At 68.4% G+C, this 19,044-nt stretch carries 15 protein-coding genes; 9 read left to right on the forward strand and 6 right to left on the reverse strand.

Annotated features, from left to right (window positions below; genetic code table 11):
* Positions 1-65: 65 nt before the first annotated feature.
* Positions 66-1,601 (forward strand): NCS1 family nucleobase:cation symporter-1, encoded by a 1,536-nt coding sequence (locus tag E0H45_RS28600; protein WP_131342981.1) that lies wholly within the window; start codon positions 66-68, stop codon positions 1,599-1,601.
* Between the two features lie 35 nt (positions 1,602-1,636).
* Complete coding sequence (locus E0H45_RS28605; RefSeq protein WP_131342983.1) at positions 1,637-2,461, forward strand: DUF3097 domain-containing protein; 825 nt, start codon at positions 1,637-1,639, stop codon at positions 2,459-2,461.
* On the opposite strand, the gene E0H45_RS28610 is transcribed toward E0H45_RS28605, so the two are convergent.
* A complete protein-coding gene (locus E0H45_RS28610) occupies positions 2,436-5,012 on the reverse strand; it encodes a DUF3376 domain-containing protein (protein WP_131342985.1) in 2,577 nt (858 codons plus the stop codon). The genes E0H45_RS28605 and E0H45_RS28610 overlap by 26 nt on opposite strands.
* A gap of 134 nt (positions 5,013-5,146) precedes the next feature.
* Here E0H45_RS28610 and E0H45_RS28615 point away from each other — a divergent pair, with 134 nt between their 5' ends.
* The 3 genes from E0H45_RS28615 to E0H45_RS28625 are packed head-to-tail and all read left to right on the forward strand — an operon-like array spanning position 5,147 to position 7,088.
* The gene (locus E0H45_RS28615; RefSeq protein ID WP_131342987.1) at positions 5,147-5,788 is read left to right on the forward strand and encodes a hypothetical protein; all 642 of its coding nucleotides are present in this window, start codon (positions 5,147-5,149) and stop codon (positions 5,786-5,788) included.
* A gap of 3 nt (positions 5,789-5,791) precedes the next feature.
* Entirely contained in the window at positions 5,792-6,628 is an 837-nt protein-coding gene (locus E0H45_RS28620; RefSeq protein WP_131342989.1) for a hypothetical protein, read from the forward strand.
* 37 nt (positions 6,629-6,665) lie between these two features.
* Positions 6,666-7,088 (forward strand): VOC family protein, encoded by a 423-nt coding sequence (locus E0H45_RS28625; RefSeq protein ID WP_165546618.1) that lies wholly within the window; start codon positions 6,666-6,668, stop codon positions 7,086-7,088.
* A gap of 19 nt (positions 7,089-7,107) precedes the next feature.
* On the opposite strand, the gene E0H45_RS28630 is transcribed toward E0H45_RS28625, so the two are convergent.
* The 5 genes from E0H45_RS28630 to E0H45_RS28650 form a co-directional block, all read right to left on the reverse strand.
* Positions 7,108-8,127, reverse strand: a complete 1,020-nt coding sequence (locus tag E0H45_RS28630; RefSeq protein ID WP_131342993.1) for a LacI family DNA-binding transcriptional regulator — start codon at positions 8,125-8,127, stop codon at positions 7,108-7,110.
* Positions 8,128-8,232: 105 nt separating this feature from the next.
* Positions 8,233-9,555 carry an extracellular solute-binding protein gene (locus tag E0H45_RS28635; RefSeq protein ID WP_131342995.1) on the reverse strand — a complete coding sequence of 441 codons (1,323 nt, stop codon included), beginning with the start codon at positions 9,553-9,555 and terminating at the stop codon, positions 8,233-8,235.
* 212 nt (positions 9,556-9,767) lie between these two features.
* On the reverse strand, positions 9,768-10,868 hold the full coding sequence (locus E0H45_RS28640; protein WP_131342997.1) for a LacI family DNA-binding transcriptional regulator: 1,101 nt from the start codon (positions 10,866-10,868) through the stop codon (positions 9,768-9,770).
* Complete coding sequence (locus E0H45_RS28645) at positions 10,828-12,708, reverse strand: DUF2264 domain-containing protein (protein WP_238155337.1); 1,881 nt, start codon at positions 12,706-12,708, stop codon at positions 10,828-10,830. The genes E0H45_RS28640 and E0H45_RS28645 overlap by 41 nt, the downstream gene beginning before the upstream one ends.
* A 215-nt stretch (positions 12,709-12,923) precedes the next feature.
* Complete coding sequence (locus E0H45_RS28650; RefSeq protein WP_238155339.1) at positions 12,924-14,027, reverse strand: hydroxyacid dehydrogenase; 1,104 nt, start codon at positions 14,025-14,027, stop codon at positions 12,924-12,926.
* A gap of 153 nt (positions 14,028-14,180) precedes the next feature.
* Here E0H45_RS28650 and E0H45_RS28655 point away from each other — a divergent pair, with 153 nt between their 5' ends.
* The 4 genes from E0H45_RS28655 to E0H45_RS28670 are packed head-to-tail and all read left to right on the forward strand — an operon-like array spanning position 14,181 to position 18,994.
* Positions 14,181-15,170, forward strand: a complete 990-nt coding sequence (locus E0H45_RS28655; protein ID WP_238155340.1) for an ABC transporter permease — start codon at positions 14,181-14,183, stop codon at positions 15,168-15,170.
* A complete protein-coding gene (locus E0H45_RS28660; protein WP_238155342.1) occupies positions 15,167-16,075 on the forward strand; it encodes a carbohydrate ABC transporter permease in 909 nt (302 codons plus the stop codon). Before E0H45_RS28655 ends, E0H45_RS28660 begins: the two co-directional genes overlap by 4 nt.
* 10 nt (positions 16,076-16,085) lie before the next feature.
* Complete coding sequence (locus E0H45_RS28665) at positions 16,086-17,738, forward strand: type 2 periplasmic-binding domain-containing protein (RefSeq protein WP_131343001.1); 1,653 nt, start codon at positions 16,086-16,088, stop codon at positions 17,736-17,738.
* Positions 17,735-18,994, forward strand: coding sequence for an alpha-L-fucosidase (locus E0H45_RS28670; RefSeq protein ID WP_131343003.1), 1,260 nt, complete (start codon positions 17,735-17,737; stop codon positions 18,992-18,994). Before E0H45_RS28665 ends, E0H45_RS28670 begins: the two co-directional genes overlap by 4 nt.
* The last annotated feature ends 50 nt before the right edge of the window (positions 18,995-19,044 follow it).

Below are 19,044 nucleotides of genomic sequence, written 5' to 3' on the forward strand. Positions count from 1 at the left end.
CGAAGTCACCCCGTCCCGCAACTTGTTCGGAACGGACATCGCCCGACCGGATGGGGTGGGACTTCATGGCCACGACCGAACAGACGGTTCACCCCGACGGACGCGTCGAACTAGCTGATCCTGACGTACTGGCCGACAGCGCGTACGCCAACGCGGAGCTGGCGCCGACACGGTTGCCCGAGCGCACCTGGACGACGTACAACTACGCCGCGCTGTGGATGGGGATGGCGCACAACATCCCCAGCTACCTGCTCGCGTCCGGTCTGGTCGCGATCGGGATGAACTGGCTGCAGGCGTTCTTCACGATCACCCTCGGGAACCTGATCGTCCTCGTCCCGCTGCTGCTGAACAGTCACGCGGGAACGAAGTACGGCATCCCGTTCCCGGTCTTCGCGCGGGCGTTCTACGGCGTCCGCGGCGCGAACTTCCCGGCGTTGCTGCGGGCCTTCATCGCCTGTGGCTGGTTCGGGATCCAGACCTGGATCGGCGGGCAGGCGATCTACGTGATCGTCGGCGAGCTGTTCGGCAAGGGCTGGACCGAGGCGTCCGCGATCGGCGGGCACCCGTGGACGATGTGGCTGAGCTTCCTCTTCTTCTGGGCCTTGCAGATGGTGCTGATCTTCCGCGGTATCGAAGGGCTGCGCCGGTTCGAGAACTGGGCGGCGCCGCTGGTGACGGTCGCGTTCGTCGCGCTGATGGTGGCGATCCTGGTGAAGGCCGGCGGGTTCGGCCCGATCCTGTCGCAGCCGTCGAAACTCGGCTGGGACGCCGACTTCTGGAAGATCTTCGCGCCGTCGCTGATGGGCATGATCGCGTTCTGGGCCACGCTGTCGCTGAACATGCCGGACTTCACCCGGTTCGGGAAGGGCCAACGGGCGCAGGTCTGGGGCCAGATCATCGGCCTGCCGACCACGATGTCGTTCATCGCGCTGGTCTCGATCATCACCACGTCCGGCACCGTGGTGCTGTACGGCTCGGCGATCTGGGACCCGGTCGAGCTCACCCGCCGGTTCGAGAACCCGGTGATCGTCACGATCGGCCTGGTGATGGCGATCCTCGCGACGATGTCCTGCAACGTCGCGGCCAACGTCGTGAGTCCGTCGTACGACTTCGCGAACGCGCTGCCGCGGTGGCTGAACTTCCGGACCGCGGGTCTGCTGACCGGGGTGATCGGCATCCTGATCCAGCCGTGGCGGCTGATCTCGGACCCGTCGATCTACATCTTCGTGTGGCTGTCGTTCTACGGCGGTCTGCTCGCGTCGGTGGCCGGCGTACTGATCGCGGGCTACTGGGTGATCGACCGGACCAACCTCAACCTCGCCGACCTCTACCGGCCCAGCGGCCGCTACTGGTACACCGCCGGCTGGAACTGGCGCGGCGTCGTCGCCACCCTGCTCGGCTCGCTGCTCGCGGTCGGCGGCGCGTACTCGAACCCGGGCGCCGGCCCGTTCCCCCAGGACGGCCTGATCCCGTTCCTCAAGCCGCTGTACGACTACTCCTGGGCAGTAGGACTCGTGGTCGGATTCCTGACGTACTTCGTTCTCACACTCACCGCGCCGAGCCGCCAGTCAACTGCTACGCATGCGGCTCCCACTTATTAGGCGCTGGATCACCAGACGGGACCTAACATGAGCAGGTGGCTGACAGGTATGGGAACGACGTACTGGCGGGCGACTGGCGTAAGCCCAAGAACGGGCGGACGGTCGAGGTCGAGATCGCGAAGGGGATGGTCGTCGAGGAGCCGAGTTCCGGGTTCGTCGGGGCGATCGTGCGCTGGGAGCACGGTGTCGTCGACCTGGAGGACCGGCACGGCAAGATCCGTACATACCCGCTCGGTCCCGGGTTCTGGATCGACGGCAAACCGGTCAGCCTGAAGCCGCCGAAGAAGGCCGGTCCGGCGAAGAAGACGCGGACCGCCTCGGGATCGGTGGCCGTCGACAACGTCCGGGCGAAGGTGGCGCGGGCCAGCCGGATCTATGTCGAGGGCCGGCACGACGCGGAGCTGGTCGAGAGGGTGTGGGGCGACGACCTGCGGATCGAGGGCGTCGTGGTCGAGTACCTCGAAGGTGTCGACGACCTGGTCGAGATCGTCAACCGGTTCCAGCCCGCTCCCGGCCGGCGGCTCGGCGTACTCGTCGACCACCTGGTCGAGGGGTCGAAGGAGTCGAAGATCGCCGCCCAGGTGTCGAACCGGTACGTGCACGTGGTCGGCCACCCGTTCATCGACATCTGGGAAGCGGTCAAGCCGTCGTCGGTCGGCATCAAGGCGTGGCCGCGGATCCCGCACGGGCAGGACTGGAAGAAGGGCGTGCTGCAGTCGTTCGGCTGGCCGGCCACCGATCAGGCCGACGTCGCCGCCGCCTGGAAGCACATCCTGTCCAAGGTGAACAGCTTCGCGGACCTCGACCCGGCGCTGCTCGGCCGCGTCGAGGAACTCATCGATTTCGTGACCCTCGACTGATTTCCGGTATCCGCTGCTCGATCCACGCGCGGATCCGGCGGCGGGCACGGCGTACGTACCAGGTGATCACGCCGAGCGCCGCGCTGAGTGCCAGCACCGCGCCGGCGAGCACCGCGGCCGGGATCCGGACGGCGTCGACGCCTCCGGAGATCACCAGCAGTACGACGCCGGCCGCAGCAGTTGCCGCAGGCAACCATGGCTCGAAGATCGCGGGTCGATGTGCGGGGCTCAGCTTGGCGCCGCGCACCATCCGGTCCCACACCGTCTGCCGGGCCGGTTCGGTGAACCAGCGCGCGGTCCGCAGCAACCACGAACCGGGCTGATGCTTGCGGCCCGCGGCTGCCTTCACCCAGCTGCCGACCTGCGGGCCGAGACCGCCGGAGACGTCGACCATCCGGTCCGCGATCCCCTTGGTGATCGCCCGGCCTTCGGGTGACGCGTTCAGCTCGTCCCGCATCGTCACCAGCGCGCCGACGCCGGCATCGACCGGGAAGTCCCTGGCCAGCCGTTCGATCCGCTCGGCGACCGCGTCGAGCTGCCAGCCTTCGGCCTGCAGGACCTGACGCTGGGTCTCGCGGATCCAGTCCGCGTCCGCGCCGAGCATCGCGCCGAGGTGCGCGACGCAGTGCAACCGGCCCATCAGCCAGTCCCACCGCCGCCAGTCGGCCGCTCCGAAGGCACCGAAGTGGCCCACCTGACTGCCGTACAGGATGCGGTCGTTCAGCTGGTTGGCGATCGATCCTTCCTGCAACTCGTCGAGCACCGCGAGCGGGATGTCCGGCCCGAGGCGGAGGAACTGGAACGGGGCGCTGCGCTGCTGCGGCGTGCGTGCCGACGTACAGCGGGAAACGATCTCGACCTCGAGCGCGATGTCGACGAGCTCCCAGCCGATCACCGCGATCAGGGTGGCGAACGCGTCGCCGAGCGCGCGCTGGATCTGCAGCTGCTCGAAGATGTCGTTCAGCCCGACCGCGACCGCTTCCGCGCCGCCGGCCGGACGGAGATCGAGATTCGCAGCAGCTAGTTGTACGTTGAGTGCGTCGCGGACCGCCTGGACCTTCATCAGGCAGTCGCTGGCCGCGGTCAGCCGCTTGTCCAGGTCGGCGCGCTCGCTCTGCGGCGCCGCGCTGATCCGGATCCGCAGCGAGCGCAGGATCAGCCGGACGATCCGCTCGGCGGCGCCGGTCCCCCACAACCAGCTCGGGTTGCCGTCGGCATCGTCCCGGAGGGCCGCCGTGGAGCCGTCCGGGGCCGGGACCCACGGATGCTCGGTGGTGAGGATCTCGTCGATCTGCGATTCCGAGAGCGCGGTCGCGGCGTCCAGCACGGTCGACTGGTCGTGGCTCGCGATCGTGACGGCCTCCCACACGCCGCCGGCCGCGCGTCCCCGCGAGTACGCCGGCTGCAGTGCCTCGGCCGCCGCCTTCAGCCGGGCTCGCTCATCTGGTTGCTTCAGGCAACGGTCGAAGAGGCGCTGGCTGTCGGACCAGGACGCGTCCGCCTCCAGCAGCAGACGTTCCAGCTGCTCGACGTCGGAGCGGAAGTCCACCTCCCGCGGGAACTGCACCGCGGACAACGCCGACACCCGCCAGCTCGGCTCCTTGGCCCCGGACAATGCGGTCGACGCGTGCCCGATCCCGGCCGACGGTACGACGTACAGCACATAACGGGTCGCCTTGCCGTTGACCGGACGCCGGGCGACGACGTCGAGTACCGGGCCGAAGGGCGCGTTGTCGAGGACGCCGCCGTCGACGAGCCAGGATCCGGCCTCGGCCGGGCCGGGCTGGATCCGCGGCGGTTGCGCGGCCAGCTCCGGCGTTTCCAGTACCGGACCGAACGCGGCCGGGAACGACGCGGACGCACGGGCCGCCCGCGCAAGCAGTTCGGTGTCCTTCAGCTCGTTCCTGTCCTCGAGGGTGAACTTCCGCTGCGCACCGTCGTACGTCGGCGCTTCCTCACTCGTGAAGCCGTACAGGTACCGATGATCCGGTACGACGAACGCCTGGCCCGCGGCGTCCTTCGCCTCGAACTGCTGCACACCCAGCCCCGACGCCGTGACGAACAACGTCACCGGCTCCTCCGCGTCGCTCTCGCCCGCGTCGGCCACGCCCTTGAGCAGGTCCTCGAGCTGCCGCAGGAAGTACTTGCCGTCGAGCACCGAGGTCGACTTCGCTCCCGCGGACGGCACCAGCTTGCCGACGTCGAGCGACCCGAGACCGATCCATTTCTGCCGCAGCCACGGACCGTTGCCGCCGTCGGGGTCGAGGGTCGAGCCGTTCGCGATCGCGGTCGCCAGCAATGAACCGTTCACACCGCCGGCGCTCGTCCCCGCGATCACGTCGACCACCACCCGGCGCCGTTCCTCGCCGCGCCGGCACAACTCCCGCCAGCGATCCGCGAGTACCGCGTCGTACGGCTGCGGGCCGGGTGCGTCGTCGCCGCCGGACGCGCGCCGGATCAGATCCAGCTCGTGCGTGACCCCGCCCATCCAGACCGCCAGGCTGACACCACCGTTCAGAACCAGCGCGATCCGGACCTCGTGGTCGGTCATGGGGCCTCCCGGCCTGGACTGAGGAGCGGAGCTCACTCAGAGATATCACGGATGATCAGTTGTCGCAGCGGAGAGTGAACAAAAGGTTGTGGCGTTCTGCACGCAGGGTCATTCTGTTCGTAGGGGTGGTCGTGATGCGCGCCTGGACTGTGCTGGTTTCTGTAGTCGCATTGCTGGCGGCGGGGTGCTCCGACACGTCCGGTGACGGAGGTACGTCGCCACCGGACGGGACCGCGACCTCCGACAGCACCAGCGAGCCGGCCCCCGAGCCGACGGGCGCCGAGTCGACGCAGCCGCGCGAGAACAAGCCGTCGGTCGAGATCGCAACGCTTCCGATCGGACCGGGAGCCGAGGCGAACCAGCCGGACGACCAGGCCAAGCAATGCGTCGGGGTCAGTCTGACCGGACTGGAGCTTCCGCAAGGTGCCACGGTGACCTACCGCGAACCCACTCTGAGCCAGGACGTCGCGTACTTCGAGATCGACCAGTCCGCCTGTGGCGGCCAGAGCCCCGAGTGCACCGGGCACCAGATCCGCTCCGGCGACACACCGGCCTGCTTCGCCGGAGTCCGGCAGGTGACGAACGCCGAAGGACACCACGCCACCTTGATCATCACCGCGGACGCGACCTGCGCAACCGCGGAAGACTGCACGGCACTCAAGCCTGGCGGCATCAGCCAGATCGGCTTCGACTCACGCGCGCTCGGCGGCCCGAAACCGAGCGAGACGCCCGAGACGCCGGTCGAGACGCCGGCTGAGACGCCGTCGGACGGCTGACGGATGGCGGACGAGCGGTCGCAGGCTGAGCGGTGGATCAGTTTCGCGGCGGGCATCGTCACACCGGTGACGTTGGTCAGCGCGCTGCTGTTCTACTTCGGGTACGTGTCGGCGCGGTCGCAGTTCGAGTACTTCGGGATCGACGTCGACACGATCGGGCTGAGTACGCAGGACTACGTGATGCGGAGTCCGCAACCGCTGCTCGTCCCGTTGCTCGTCATCACGTTGCTGGCTGTCGCCGCACTGCTTGTCCACAACGCGATCCACCCGACGCCGACCGGCGTACGGCGGGCTGCGCGGATCGCCGTACTGGTGCTTGTCGTCGGTGTGGCGGGCCTGCTCGCCTATCCATTGATCGGCGGCATCGCGTACTACGCCCTCATCGTGCCCGCCGTCATCGGGCTGGCCGCCGCGACGCTTGCCTATCTCACCTATCTCCGCCGCAAGGCCGATCCGTCCGTCGGTCCACAACGGATCCTCATCGCGCTCCTGGCTGTTGCGACAGTCACGTGTGCTTTCTGGGCGACCGCGACGACCGCCCAGTACTCCGGCCGCGGCCTGGCCAAGTCGGACGCCCATCACCTGAACCGCTTCCCCGTGGTCATCCTCGACACCAAGGAGAAGCTCGCGCTGCGCTCCCCCGGCATCGAAGAGACGACGCTGCGCGCGGGCGCGGGGCAGACGTTCAACTACCGCTATCGGGGCCTACGTCTGCTCGTGGTCGGCGACGACCGGCTGTTCCTGGTGCCGGCGAACTGGTCCGCGTCGAACACCACGCTGGTCCTCCCCCTGGACAACTCGATCCGGGTCCAGTTCCAGTTCGAGAACGACCCGCCCTAGCCGGAAAATGTCGGACCCCCGAACGACGATGTCGTTCATGAGTGCTGACGCTCCTGCGACCCGACCGGTACTTCGCAGCCTTGATGCGGTCGTCCTCACGGTCCCCGACCTGGACGCGGGCCTCCGGTTCTACCGGGACCGGCTGGGACATGACCTGCTGTGGCGCAACGACGACCTCGGGCAGGCCGGCCTCCGCTGCCCGGAGTCGGCGACCGAGATCGTGATCTCGACGCGTTTGCCACCCGGGCCCAACTGGTTGGTGCGATCGGTGGACCAGGCGATCGAGGCGATCACGGCGGCCGGTGGTCAGCTGCTCGGCGGCCCCGCCGACATCCCGGTGGGTCGCGTCGCAACGGTGTCCGACCCGTTCGGGAATCGACTCGTTCTGGTCGATCTCAGCACGGGCCGCTACACCACCGATCAGCACGGCCAGGTAACAGGCGTCACCCCCGAGCCGTAGCCCGCCGGCGAGTGTCTGGTCAGGCGCTGTCGCGGACGATCAGTTCGGTGTCGTAGATCTCGGCGGCCGTCAGGTCGGCGCCGGCGATCTTGGCCAGGAGGATTTCCGCCAGACGGGCGCCTAGTTGTTCGACCGGCTGGCGGACTGTGGTGAGTCTGGGGGTGGTCGTGGTGGCGAGGACCGAGTCGTCGAAGCCGACCACCGCTACGTCGGCGGGGACGCGGCGGTTGTGTTGCGAGAGGACGCGAAGGGCTGCGGTCGCCATCAGGTCGGACGCCACGAACAGGCCGTCCAGGTCCGGGTGCTCGTCCAGGAGGCGCAGTGTCGCCTGCTCACCACCGTCGGCGGTGAAGTCGCCGTACGCGATCATCGCGGGCAGTCCGGCTTCCTTCATCACTTCCTGGTAGCCGGTCAGGCGGTCGATGCCGGCGGTCATGTCGAGCGGCCCCGCGACCGTCGCGACCTTGCGGCGGCCGATCGACAGCAGGTGCTGGACCCCGGTCCGGGCGCCGGCGACGTTGTCCACGTCCACACTCGCCACCGGTACGTCGACCCCGAGCGGCCGCGCGCTGAACACGATCGGCAGCGGCAACTGCGCGAGCTCCTGCAGCACGTTGTCGCGGCCGTGGTGGCTGATGATGATCGCGCCGTCCACGTGCCCGCCGCGCAGGTACCGCAGCAGCCGCTGGTCGTCGGCCCCGGTCGGTTCCGGTGCCGGCTCGATCAGCAGCACGAGCTGGGACGACGTCGGCGCGAGTGTCCGGCTGACGCCGCTCAGCATGCCGGCGAAGAACGGGTCGGAGAACACCCGGCTGTCCGGTTCCGGTACGACGATCGCGATCGAGTCGGTCCGCCGCGTCACCAGCGCTCGGGCCGCCCGGTTCGGTACGTAGCCGAGTTGCAGGATCGCCTGCTCGACCGTGGCGACCGTGTCCGGCAGCACCTTCGGCGATCCGTTCACCACCCGCGAGACCGTTGCCCGCGACACCCCGGCGAGCGCCGCGACCTGCTCCAAGGTCGGAGAACCAGACTCGTTCATCGGCCCTCCTCAGTTCTCGATTGGCCCGCGTTCACACCGTAGTACCTCGCTGGCCGAACGCGCGTCGGTCGTTGGCCGCCGGACGTGGCGTGTTGGCAGATATGTTCAGTTGCCGACGCGGGTGTCGGCGACCTTCTCCGCCTGGGCAAGGGCCTGCTTCCACGCGGCGTCCGGTGTCTGCTTGCCGTCGTCGACGCGGGACAGCGCGGCGCTGAAGATCTGATTGATCTCGCCGTCGCGAGGACCCTTGTGCTGCTTGAGGATCACGTTCCGGGCCCGGTTGACGAAGATCTGCCCGACGGGCGCGTTGTTGAAGTACGCGTTGACCTGCGACTTCACCTGCGGGTCGTTGTAGGCGTCGAGTGTGGACGGGAACGAGCCGATCTTCTTGAACACCTTCACCTGCTGCTCCGGCGCCGTCAGCCAGGCGGCCAGCTTGGCGGCCTCCTCGGGGTGCGGCGACTGCGCCGGCACGGTCAGGTACGACCCGCCCCAGTTGCCACCGCCGCCGGGGAACACGTCGGCGACGTCCCACTTGCCCTTGCCGTAGGCACCAGCGTTGTCCTGGATCACGCCGAGCAGCCAGCCCGGGCAGGCCATGGTCGCGAACTTGTCGCTGCGGAACGCCGCGTTCCAGGCGTCGCTCCAGGCGGGCAGCCGCGCGGACAGGCCGTCTTTGCTGCCCGCGACCACCTGGTTCCAGGTGCTCTTCAGCAGCGGGTTCTCGTCACCGAGGAAGCGGTCCTGGTTCGAGTAGTACGCCTGGATCAGCTGGTTGCGCATCGCTTCCCAGGTCAGCACCGCGGAGTCGTACCAGGCCGAACCCGGGACCCGCTCCTTGAACTTCCGCCCGGCCGCGAAGTACGACGGCCAGTCCTGGAACAGCTCGGCCACCTTGGCCCGGTCGGTCGGCAGCCCGGCCTTCGCGAACAGGTCGCGGCGGTAGCAGATCGCCTCCGGGCCGATGTCGGTGCCGTAGCCGATGATCTTCCCGTCCGGCGTCGTCGCGCCGGCCACCTTCCAGTCCAGCCAGCGGTCCCGCAGGTCGTCCGCGCCGTACTTGCGCAGGTCGACGAACTTGTCGTCCTTGGCCAGGTACTTGTAGATCCAGCTGACCTCCATCGCCTCGATGTCGGGCAGGCCGGTGCCGCGGGCGAGGTTCGCGTCCAGGTTCTTGACGTGGTCGTCGACGGTCTTGGCGTGCTGCTCCACGATCGTGATGTTCGGGTGCGCGGCCTCGTACTCGGCGTACAGGTCGGCGTACCCGAACTCGTTGAAGGTGGCGATGGTCAGCTCGACCTTCGGCCCGTCGGACTCGGCGCCGGCGGACTCGGGGGTACCGGAACCGCCGCCGCAGGCAGCGGCGGTTAGGATCGCTGCGCAGGCCAGGACGCCGGCTACGGGGCGATAGCGGGCACTGGGCCGCATGCGAAGCTCCCTGAAACTCGGACGGGGGTTGAGAGCGCTCTCGGATCGCGAAAGTGAGCTGAGTCTCAAGCGTCCACAGTGGATATGTCAAGCATCCCGTCGTCACACTGAGACACGAGGCCAGACAGGTCCTGACATAGTGTCAGCCCTGGTCACGCTGCGAATCTTCGCGATCACCCAGTGCCCCGGTGCTGGGAGTTCGCTGTGAGTGATCAGCGCGACGCGGGTGGTCCGACCGAGTCGCGGACCACGACGACGGTGCCGAGCGTGGTCATCGGCTGCTGATGCGCGAACGGGTCCGCACTCGGCTGCTGACCCGCAAGCCCGGCCCGTACGGCGGCCCGCCCGAGCTCCTCCAGCGGCACCCGCACGGTCGTCAACGCCGGCTGCAGCTCGGTCGCCACCGGTACGTCGTCGTACCCGGCCACCGACACATCGTCCGGGATGCGCAGGCCGCGCTCGCGCAGGGCGGCGTACACGCCTGCGGCGACGATGTCGTTGGCGGCGAAGATCGCGGTGAAGTCGAGCCCGTCGTCGAGGGCCCGGAGCGTCTGCTGGTACCCCCACTGCCGGCCGAACGCGCCGGTCCGGACGAGGTTCGGGTCGTGCTCGAGCTTGCGCGCGGCGAACGCCTGCCGGAAGCCCCGAAGCCTGGCGGTCGTCGTGGACAGGGTCGTCGGCCCGCCGAGATACAGGATCTTGGTGTGGCCGGCGCTGAGCAGGTGATCGGTGATCGCCGCCGCGCCCCCGGTGTTGTCGTACTCGACGGCGTACGCCGGTACGCCGTCCTCCAGCCCCGGCCGTCCGCAGAGGACGAGACTCGAGCCGTTGTTCGCCAGCTGACGGGCGCGTTGCCCGACCGCGGCGAAGTACTCCTTGTCCTCGACGGCGCCGCCGACCAGGATCACGGCATCGGCGCGCTGCTCGAGCAGGAGGTCGACGAACCGCAGCTCGGCGGACTCACCGCCCTGGGTCGAGCAGACCAGGCAGAGGCGGCCGGACGCGAGCGCCTCGGACTGGACGCCGCGGGCGATGTAGGCGAAGAACGGATCGACGATCTCGCTGACCACGATGCCGACCACGCGGGTGGTGGACCCCGCGAGAGCGCGGGCGTGCGCGTTCGCGACGTACCCGAGATCCCGCATCGCGCGTTCGACCGCGGCGCGGGTCGAGGCCGCGACCGGATAGTTGCCGTTGACAACACGGGAGACGGTCGCAGTGGAGACGCCCGCGCGGGCCGCCACGTCCCGGATGGTCCGGGCGGACTCGGGGTCACGCCGGCGCGCCCGCGACCGGGGTGGTTCCGCCGCCATCACCCACCTCCTCACCCAGCTGTACGTCGGCCGTCGTACCGTCGGCGAACCGGACGGTGACGTGCAGCCCATGCACCGTCACGTCGATGCTCTCGGCCAGTTGCCGCGGCCAGACCATGTCGCCGGACAGTACCACCGCGGACACCAGCACCAGCGGACCTTTCCCGTCGTACGGAGCCTCCAGGTACGGCGTCGCCGAGTGCGGACCGAACGCGTTCGTGCCGAGCCCTCGTCGTACGGCGGCATGCTCGTACCCATGCAACCCGACCACCACCGACGTCAGCCTGTCGACGCGAGTCGCCTGCGCCCACGTTGCCTTCACGTCGGCCTCGGGCAGGTCGGTGCCCGCCACCGCATAGCCGCCATGCCGGACCACGCCCTCCGGGCCGTTGACGAGCACGCACCGCACCTCGATCGGGCCGTGCACCACACTCGCCACCTCGATCCGTGCAGGACCTGCTTGCCACCACGAGGCCGCTGATGCTTCTGCGACACCGATGCGGTGGATCCGCGTCCGGTGGCCGCCTGCCGTTCCGTCGAGGGTGATGTGGTTGTCGAGCTGTTCGTCTGTGAACTCGGGGCCTGTTCGGCTCGAGTAGGCGAGGCGGTTGTAGTGGGCGTCACCCTCGGCTCCGTGGTCGCTGCCGTGGTTCAGGAGGCGGACGATGCCGTCGTGTTTGGTTGCCTGGATGAGGAACCCGGGGGCCTGCATCGCCCGTACCTGGTCGTGTTCGTCGAGGGGCAGGGCGGACTCGCGGGCGGTCCAGACGTCGTGGTCGGCCGGCAGCAGGAGGCCGAGGAACCCCTTGGAGGCCCAGTACGGCGACGCGGGTCCGGAGTACGGCTGCGTGGTGGGGAGGAAGTGGTGATGCCAGCCGAGCGACAGGAGTCCCCGGTCGTCGGGGACGCCGTGGTCGACGAAGTGGCGCAAGGTGCCGGAGCACAGGCGGCGGGTTTGGCCGGGTGTCAGCGGCGTCGCATCAAGGAGCGCACCCATCCAGTACGGCGCTGCGCTGGCCATGCGATAGCAGAGCGAACGACCGAAGTGGATCGGTGCGCCGTCGGAACCGGTGAGGTGTACGGCGTCCTCGAGGAACCGGTGCAGACGTTCGCGGTAGACAGCGAGACGACCGTCCGCGGACGGTCCCGCCATCCGCGTCCACAGACCCGGGTACAGGTGCATCGCCCAGCCGATGTAGTGATCGAAGTTCTGCCCCGGACCGTCCGAGTACCAACCGTCGCCGACGTACCAATCCTCGATCCGATCGAGGCCCGCATCGATGTCGTCCTGCGAGTACGGCGCTCCCACCGATGCGAGGAACTGCTCTCCGACGACCTGGAACAGCCGCCAGTTGTTGTCCCACGTCCGTGAGCCGACGAACCCGCTCAGCCAGTCGACCACCACCTGCTGCTCACGTACGTCGAGCTTGTCCCACAGCCACGCCCGCGACTCGTGCAGGCCGACCGCGATCGCCGCCGCCTCCACCATCTGCTGCGAACACGGCGTCAACCGCGGCCACTCACCCGCCGCACCCGCCACCAGCCCCCTCGCATACCGCTCAACGAGCCGATCATCCCCATCTGTGGCAGCGATCCGGAACGCAGCCAGCAGGAACGACCGCGCAAACCCTTCCAGCCCGTCACAATCCGCCCCCGACCAACTCCCCCGCCCCGGCAACCGCACCTGCGCCCCACTCACCGAAAACCAAGGCACCAACGAGTCCAACAGATGATCCGCCACCGCCAGCCACGTCTCCCGCGCATACCCAGTCCGCGAAGACAACAACCGATCCGTCCCCGGCAACCACACCCGCCCCGACCCACCCCCCGCCCCCGCCACGCGTTTTGCCCCAGTCGCCCCAGTCTCCTGTGTTACCCGCGCCGCCCGCACCGCCTCCACTGGAGGGGATATCCCCTGCTGTTGGGGGTTCTCCGGTGGTATGCGAGGGGAGAACCCACAACCGGAGGGGATATCCCCTCGGGTTGGGGGCTGCGGGCGTCCAGCCGGATCCGGTCCCACGCGGTGCGGTGAGCGGCTGGACGGTGACTCGGGCGTCATGCGATCCGGCCGAGGTCGTCGCGGGCTATCCCGTGGGCCAGCGGTCGGCCGGCGGCCAGGCGTTCTATCTCGGCGACTGCCGCCTCGCCGAGTCTCGTGGACTCGTTGCCCATGGCACCGGCCAGGTGGGGCGTGATGAAGACGTTCGGGAGTTGGAGCATCGGCGAATCGAACGGCAGCGGCTCGGGGTCCGTGACGTCGAGGATCGCGTCCAGGCGCCCGGAGACACACTCGCGCTCGAGCGCCACATGATCGACCAGTCCGCCCCGCGCGGTGTTGATCAGCACCCCGCCGTCCGGCATCGCGGCCAGCAACTCCGCCGACACCAGTCTCTCGGTCTCCGGCAGCAACGGGGCGTGCACGCTGACGATATCGCTGGCCGCGAACAGCTCCGGCAACTCGCACCACCGCGCCCCGAACTCCGCAGCCTCCGCCGGACTCAGATACGGATCGTTCACCAGTACGTCGACGTCGAGGCCGCGCAGCCGTTCCAGCACCAGCCGCCCGATCCGCGACGCTCCGAGCACGCCGACCGTCGTACCGAGCGTGCCGAGAATCGGTGCCCCTGGCAACGGCCGCTTCACCCCCGAGGTCCGGAACCAGTCGCGATGCCGGAACGCCCGCTTCCCGGCGAGCACGATCGCCGCGATCGTGAACTCGGCGACCGGGACCGCGTTCGCCGCTGCCGCCGACGAGACCTCCACACCGCGCTCGAAGACGACCGGATCGACGAATGTCTTGATCGTCCCGGCCGCGTGCACGATCGCGCGCAGCTTCGGCGCCGCGTCGAGCACCTCGGCGGTGATCCGCGGGCACCCCCACCCCGTCAGCAGCACCTCGGCCGCGGCCAACTCCTCGGCCACCTCCGCAAACGACGTCTCCAACCGCGGCACCCCCTCCCGGACCCGGCCGCTCACCGCGCCACCAGCACCGCCTGCAGCACCTTCTGCAGCGTCGTCGTGGAGGCCGAGGACTTCGGCGACGGCGGCCAGGCGGTCGCGGACTGCTGGGGTGAGTACCTCCGACCAGGTGTCCGCGGGCATCGCCACGAGCGTGCGCAACCGCGGACTGCTGCCCCGGTCGGGTTCAGGATTCGGCACGGATCACTCCTAGTAAACGGTTACTGGAAACCGTAGGCATTGGATCCGGTGAAGGTCAAGACAATCTTCCCCAAGCGCTTGACAGCAAGGCAGTGAACGTTTCATCGTTACTGCCACCCGGGACAGCAAACGCTTACTATCAGGAGGCGCATCATGCATCGCGTCAGCCGATCCTCCGGCCGCGCGCCGGACAGCGGGGACCGCGCCGCGCGTCGGGCGGCACGCCGGGCGCAGGCCGGACCGAGCCTGGGCGCCCGGCTGCGCCGCGACCGGGTGATGCTGCTGCTGGTCCTGCCCGGCTTCCTGTTCTTCGTGGTGTTCCACTACGTGCCGCTGCTGGGGAACGTGATCGTCTTCCAGGACTACCAGCCGTACCTCGGCTTCAAGGACAGTCCGTGGGTCGGCCTCGGCAACTTCAGCGTGTTCGCCGAGCCGGACTTCTACCGCGCACTGCTGAACACCCTGAAGTTCGCCGTACTGCAGCTGGTCCTGTTCTTCCCCGCGCCGATCGGCCTCGCCCTGCTGCTGAACAGCATCATCAGCCCGAAGATCAAGCGGTTCGTGCAGAGCGTCGTGTACCTGCCGCACTTCATCGGCTGGGTGATCCTGATCTCGATCAGCCAGCAACTCATCGGCGGCACCGGCCTGCTCCCGCAGCTCCTCGGCGAGCTCGGCCTGCCGCGCGTCGACCTGATGACCAGCTCCGGCTTCTTCCCCTGGCTGGTGACGCTGCAGCTGATCTGGAAGGACGCCGGCTGGGGCACGATCATCTACCTCGCCGCGCTGCTCAACATCGACACCGAGCACTACGAGGCTGCCGCGATCGACGGTGCGGACCGGTGGCGGCGGCTGTGGCACGTGACGCTGCCGGGCATCGTGCCGGTCACGTTGCTGCTGCTGATCCTCAACCTGGGCAGCATTCTCTCGGTCGGCTTCGAGCAGATCCTGCTGCAACGCGACGCGGTCGGCGCCGACGCGGCCGAGGTGCTCGACACCTACGTCTACTTCCACGGCGTACTCGACGGCCAATGGGGTCCGGCCGCCGCTGTCGGCCTGGTCAAGGGCGTCATCGGACTGGTCCTGATCCTCGGCGCCAACAAACTCGCCCACCGCTTCGGCCACGAAGGGATCTATTCGCGATGAAGACCTCGCAGATGAGGACCTCGCAGCGGCCGCCGTGGATGGAGGCGCCGACCAAGGCCGGGCTGGCGATCAAGGGTGTGGTGATCGCGATCGTCTGCCTGCTCGTGCTCTACCCGTTCGTCAACATCGTCGCGACCAGCCTGGCCGGCGAGTCCGAGATCACCAGGCGCGGCGGCATCATCCCGTTGTTCCCGAGCGAGCCGACGCTGGCGGCGTACAGGACGATCTTCGCCGGTGGCGTGGTGAGTCATGCGCTGCTGGTCAGCGCGGGCATCACGATCATCGGTACGGCGCTGAACCTGGTCGTCACGATCGCGCTCGCCTACGGACTCAGTCGGCCGATCGTCGGCGGGCGGTTCGTGTTGACAGCAGTATTGTTCACAATGTTGTTCGGGGCCGGCATCATCCCGAACTTCCTGCTGATCAAGGCGCTCGGGCTCTACGACTCGTACGCGTCGCTGATCGTCCCCGGCCTGGTCAGTGCCTTCAACTTCCTGGTACTGCGCAACTTCTTCCAGAACATCCCGGCCGAGCTGCTCGACAGCGCGCGGATCGACGGCGCCGGCGACCTCGCGATCCTGATCCGGATCGTGCTGCCGCTGTCGAAGGCGGTCCTCGCCGTCGTCGCGCTGTTCTACGCCGTCGGCCACTGGAACGCGTTCTTCAACGCACTGCTCTACCTCAGCGACACCGGCAAGTGGCCGTTGCCGCTCGTCCTGCGCCTCTACGTCCTGCAGGGACAACCGGTCGGCGGCGCCACCGAGTCCCCCGGCGAGGCGGTGGCGTCGATCCAGGCCGTGCAGATGGCGGTCGTCGTCGTGGCGCTCGTGCCCATCCTCTGCGTCTACCCGTTCTTGCAGCGCTACTTCACCAAGGGCGTACTCACCGGCGCCATCAAAGGTTAGGAGACCAATCGTGACCACCCCTTCCCTCAGTCGCCGGAACTTCCTGCGCAGCGCCGTAGGTGTCGCCGTGATGAGTGCCACCGGCGTGCCGACGCTGGTTGCCTGCAGCAACGGCAGTACGACGGCCGGCCCCGCGCGAGCCTCCACCGTGACGCTCCCGACGTACGTCGCCTTCGAGGGACCGAAGCCGGATCTGGCCGGCACCGCGGACGGCGTACCGCCCGGCTACCTGACCTATCCGAAGGACCTCGTCACCACCGTGAAGACGCCGCCGCTGTCCGGCGGCAAGGTGAGTGTGATGACCGACATCTTCGACCCGCTGCCGCCGGCCAAGGACAAGAACGCGGCCTGGCAGGCGGTCGAGCAGAAGCTCGGCGGCACCCTCGACCTGACCATCGTCCCGGACAGCGACTGGGCGACGAAGTTCCAGACCGTGCTGGCCGCCAACGAACTGCCGGACCTGGTCCTGTTGTCGGATTCCACTCTTGTCAACAATCTACCGGCCTTTTTGTCGGCAAAGTGCACGGACCTGACGCCGTACCTGTCCGGTGACAAGGTCAAGGACTACCCGAACCTGGCCAACATCCCGCAGGTGATCTGGCAGGCGTGCGTGGTGCAGGACAAGATCTACGGGCTGCCGATCCCGCGCAGCATCACCGGCGGCGCGGGCTTCTACAACAAGCGGCTCTTCGACGCGGCCGGCGTCGAGTACCCGGCCACCGCCGAGGACTTCCTGGCCGCGTGCAAGGAGCTGACCAAGCCGCAGCAGGGTCAGTGGGCGATCGTGAACTCGAAGGGCAACACGTTCTTCACGATGGTCCAGCAGATGTTCGGCGTACCGAACGGCTGGAAGGAGGACGGCGGCAAGCTGGTCCGCAGCTTCGAGACGCCGGAGTACAAGGCGGCGCTCGAGTTCGCCGTCCAGCTGGTCAAGGCCGGGGTCACGGTGCCGGGTTCCGACGGAATCGACGGCACCGCCCGGAAGAACGCGTTCCGGTCCGGCAAGGGCGCGCTCGTGTACGATGGGTTCCCGGCGTACTCCGGCTACGTCAAGGACATGTCCCGGCTGGACCCGAAGAACGACCCGCGGGCGGTCGTCCCGATGGCGCCCAAGGGCGGCAAGGCGAACACCTGGTCGGACAACATCCTGTTCGCCTACACGCTGATGAAGAAGGCCGACGAGACGCGCGCCAAGGAACTGCTCGCGGTGGCGAACTTCTTCGCCGCACCGTTCGGCAGCACCGAGAACCTGCTGCTCACGTACGGCGTCGAAGGCGTCGACTTCACCCGCGACGCGAAGGGCAATCCGACGCTGACCAGCAAGGGCGAGGCCGAGCTGACGGTGCCGTGGAAGTACATCACCGCCCCGCCGCAGGCGCTCTACAACGCACAGTTCCCGACGTACGTCGAGCGCGCGCACGAGGACCTGACCAAGCTGATCGGCATGGTCGTCAAGGACCCGACCGCATCGCTGATCTCGCCGACCAACGACAAGTCCGGCGGTGACATCGGGCAGGCGCTGACCGACGTCCGCAACGACGTGATCGCCGGGCGGAAGCCGATCAGCGCGTTCGACACCGCGCTCAAGAAGTGGGCCAAGGACGGCGGCGACAAGATCCGCGGCGAGTTCGAGTCGGCCCTCGGCGGTGCGAGCCCGCGATGAGTTGGTTGACCGAGGCAAGGTTCGGGCTGTTCGTGCACTGGGGCATCTACGCGGCCGCGGCGCGGCACGAGTGGGTGAAGTCGTACGAACAGCTCACCGACGCCGACTACCAGCCGTACTTCGACCACTTCTCACCGGACCTGTACGACCCGGTGCGCTGGGCTGACGACGCCTGGAACGCGGGCATGCGCTACCTGGTGATCACCACCAAGCACCACGACGGGTTCTGCCTGTGGGACTCCAAGCTCACCGACTATTCGGCGCCGAACACGCCGTGGGGCAAGGATCTGCTCGCGCCGATGGTCGACGCGTTCCGCGAGCGCGGGTTCAAGATCGGGCTGTACCACTCGCTGCTCGACTGGCACCACCCGGAGTTCCCGGTCGACCTGTACCACCCGCAGCGCAAGGACGTCGACTTCATCGACCGTACGGCGGACCGCGACGTCTCGAAGTACGCCGACTACCTGCACGGGCAGGTCCGTGAACTGCTCACCGGGTACGGCAAGATCGACGTGATGTGGTTCGACTTCTCGTACGCCGACCGCGGGTTCAATGCCAAGGGTCCGGACGAGTGGCGGTCCGCAGAACTGCTGGCGATGGTTCGCGAACTGCAGCCCGGGATCCTGGTGAACAACCGGCTCGGGCTCGGTTCGGGTGACTTCACCACGCCGGAGCAGGTCCAGCCGCCGGGGAACGAGGTTGCCGCTGGCAACGGTACACAGCTGCCGTGGGAGGCCTGCCACACTCTCAACGGCAGCTGGGGGTACCACCGCGACAACCACGACTGGAAGTCGCCGGCGTTGCTGATCCGGATGCTGGTCGACGCGGTCTCGAAGGGCGGCAACATGCTGCTCAACGTCGGCCCGAACGGCCGCGGCGCGTGGGAGCCGGGCGCCCTCGACGTACTGTCCGGGATCGGTTCCTGGATGCGGTTGCACGAGCGCTCGATCCGCGACTGCGGGCCGAGCACGTACGTTCCGCCGGCGGACTGCCGCTACACGCAGAACGGCCGGCGGCTCTACCTGCACGTGTTCGCGTGGCCGATGGGTCACCTCCACCTGCCGGGGCTCGGCGATCGGGTCGAGTACGCGCAGTTCCTGCACGACGCGTCCGAGATCAAGCGGATGGACGTCGATCCGGCGGCGCCCGGGCACACGTACCTGACCGGGCTCCCTGACAACACTCTGACGTTGAAGCTGCCGAACCGTGCACCGGAGGTCGACGGCTGCGTGATCGAGCTCTTCCTGAAGGACTGAGCCCGGAGCTCGCCAAGGACGGGCGCTCCCCCGGTACGACGAAGGCACCC

Source organism: Kribbella soli, assembly GCF_004331345.1.
GTDB classification, from domain to species: Bacteria; Actinomycetota; Actinomycetes; order Propionibacteriales; family Kribbellaceae; genus Kribbella; species Kribbella soli.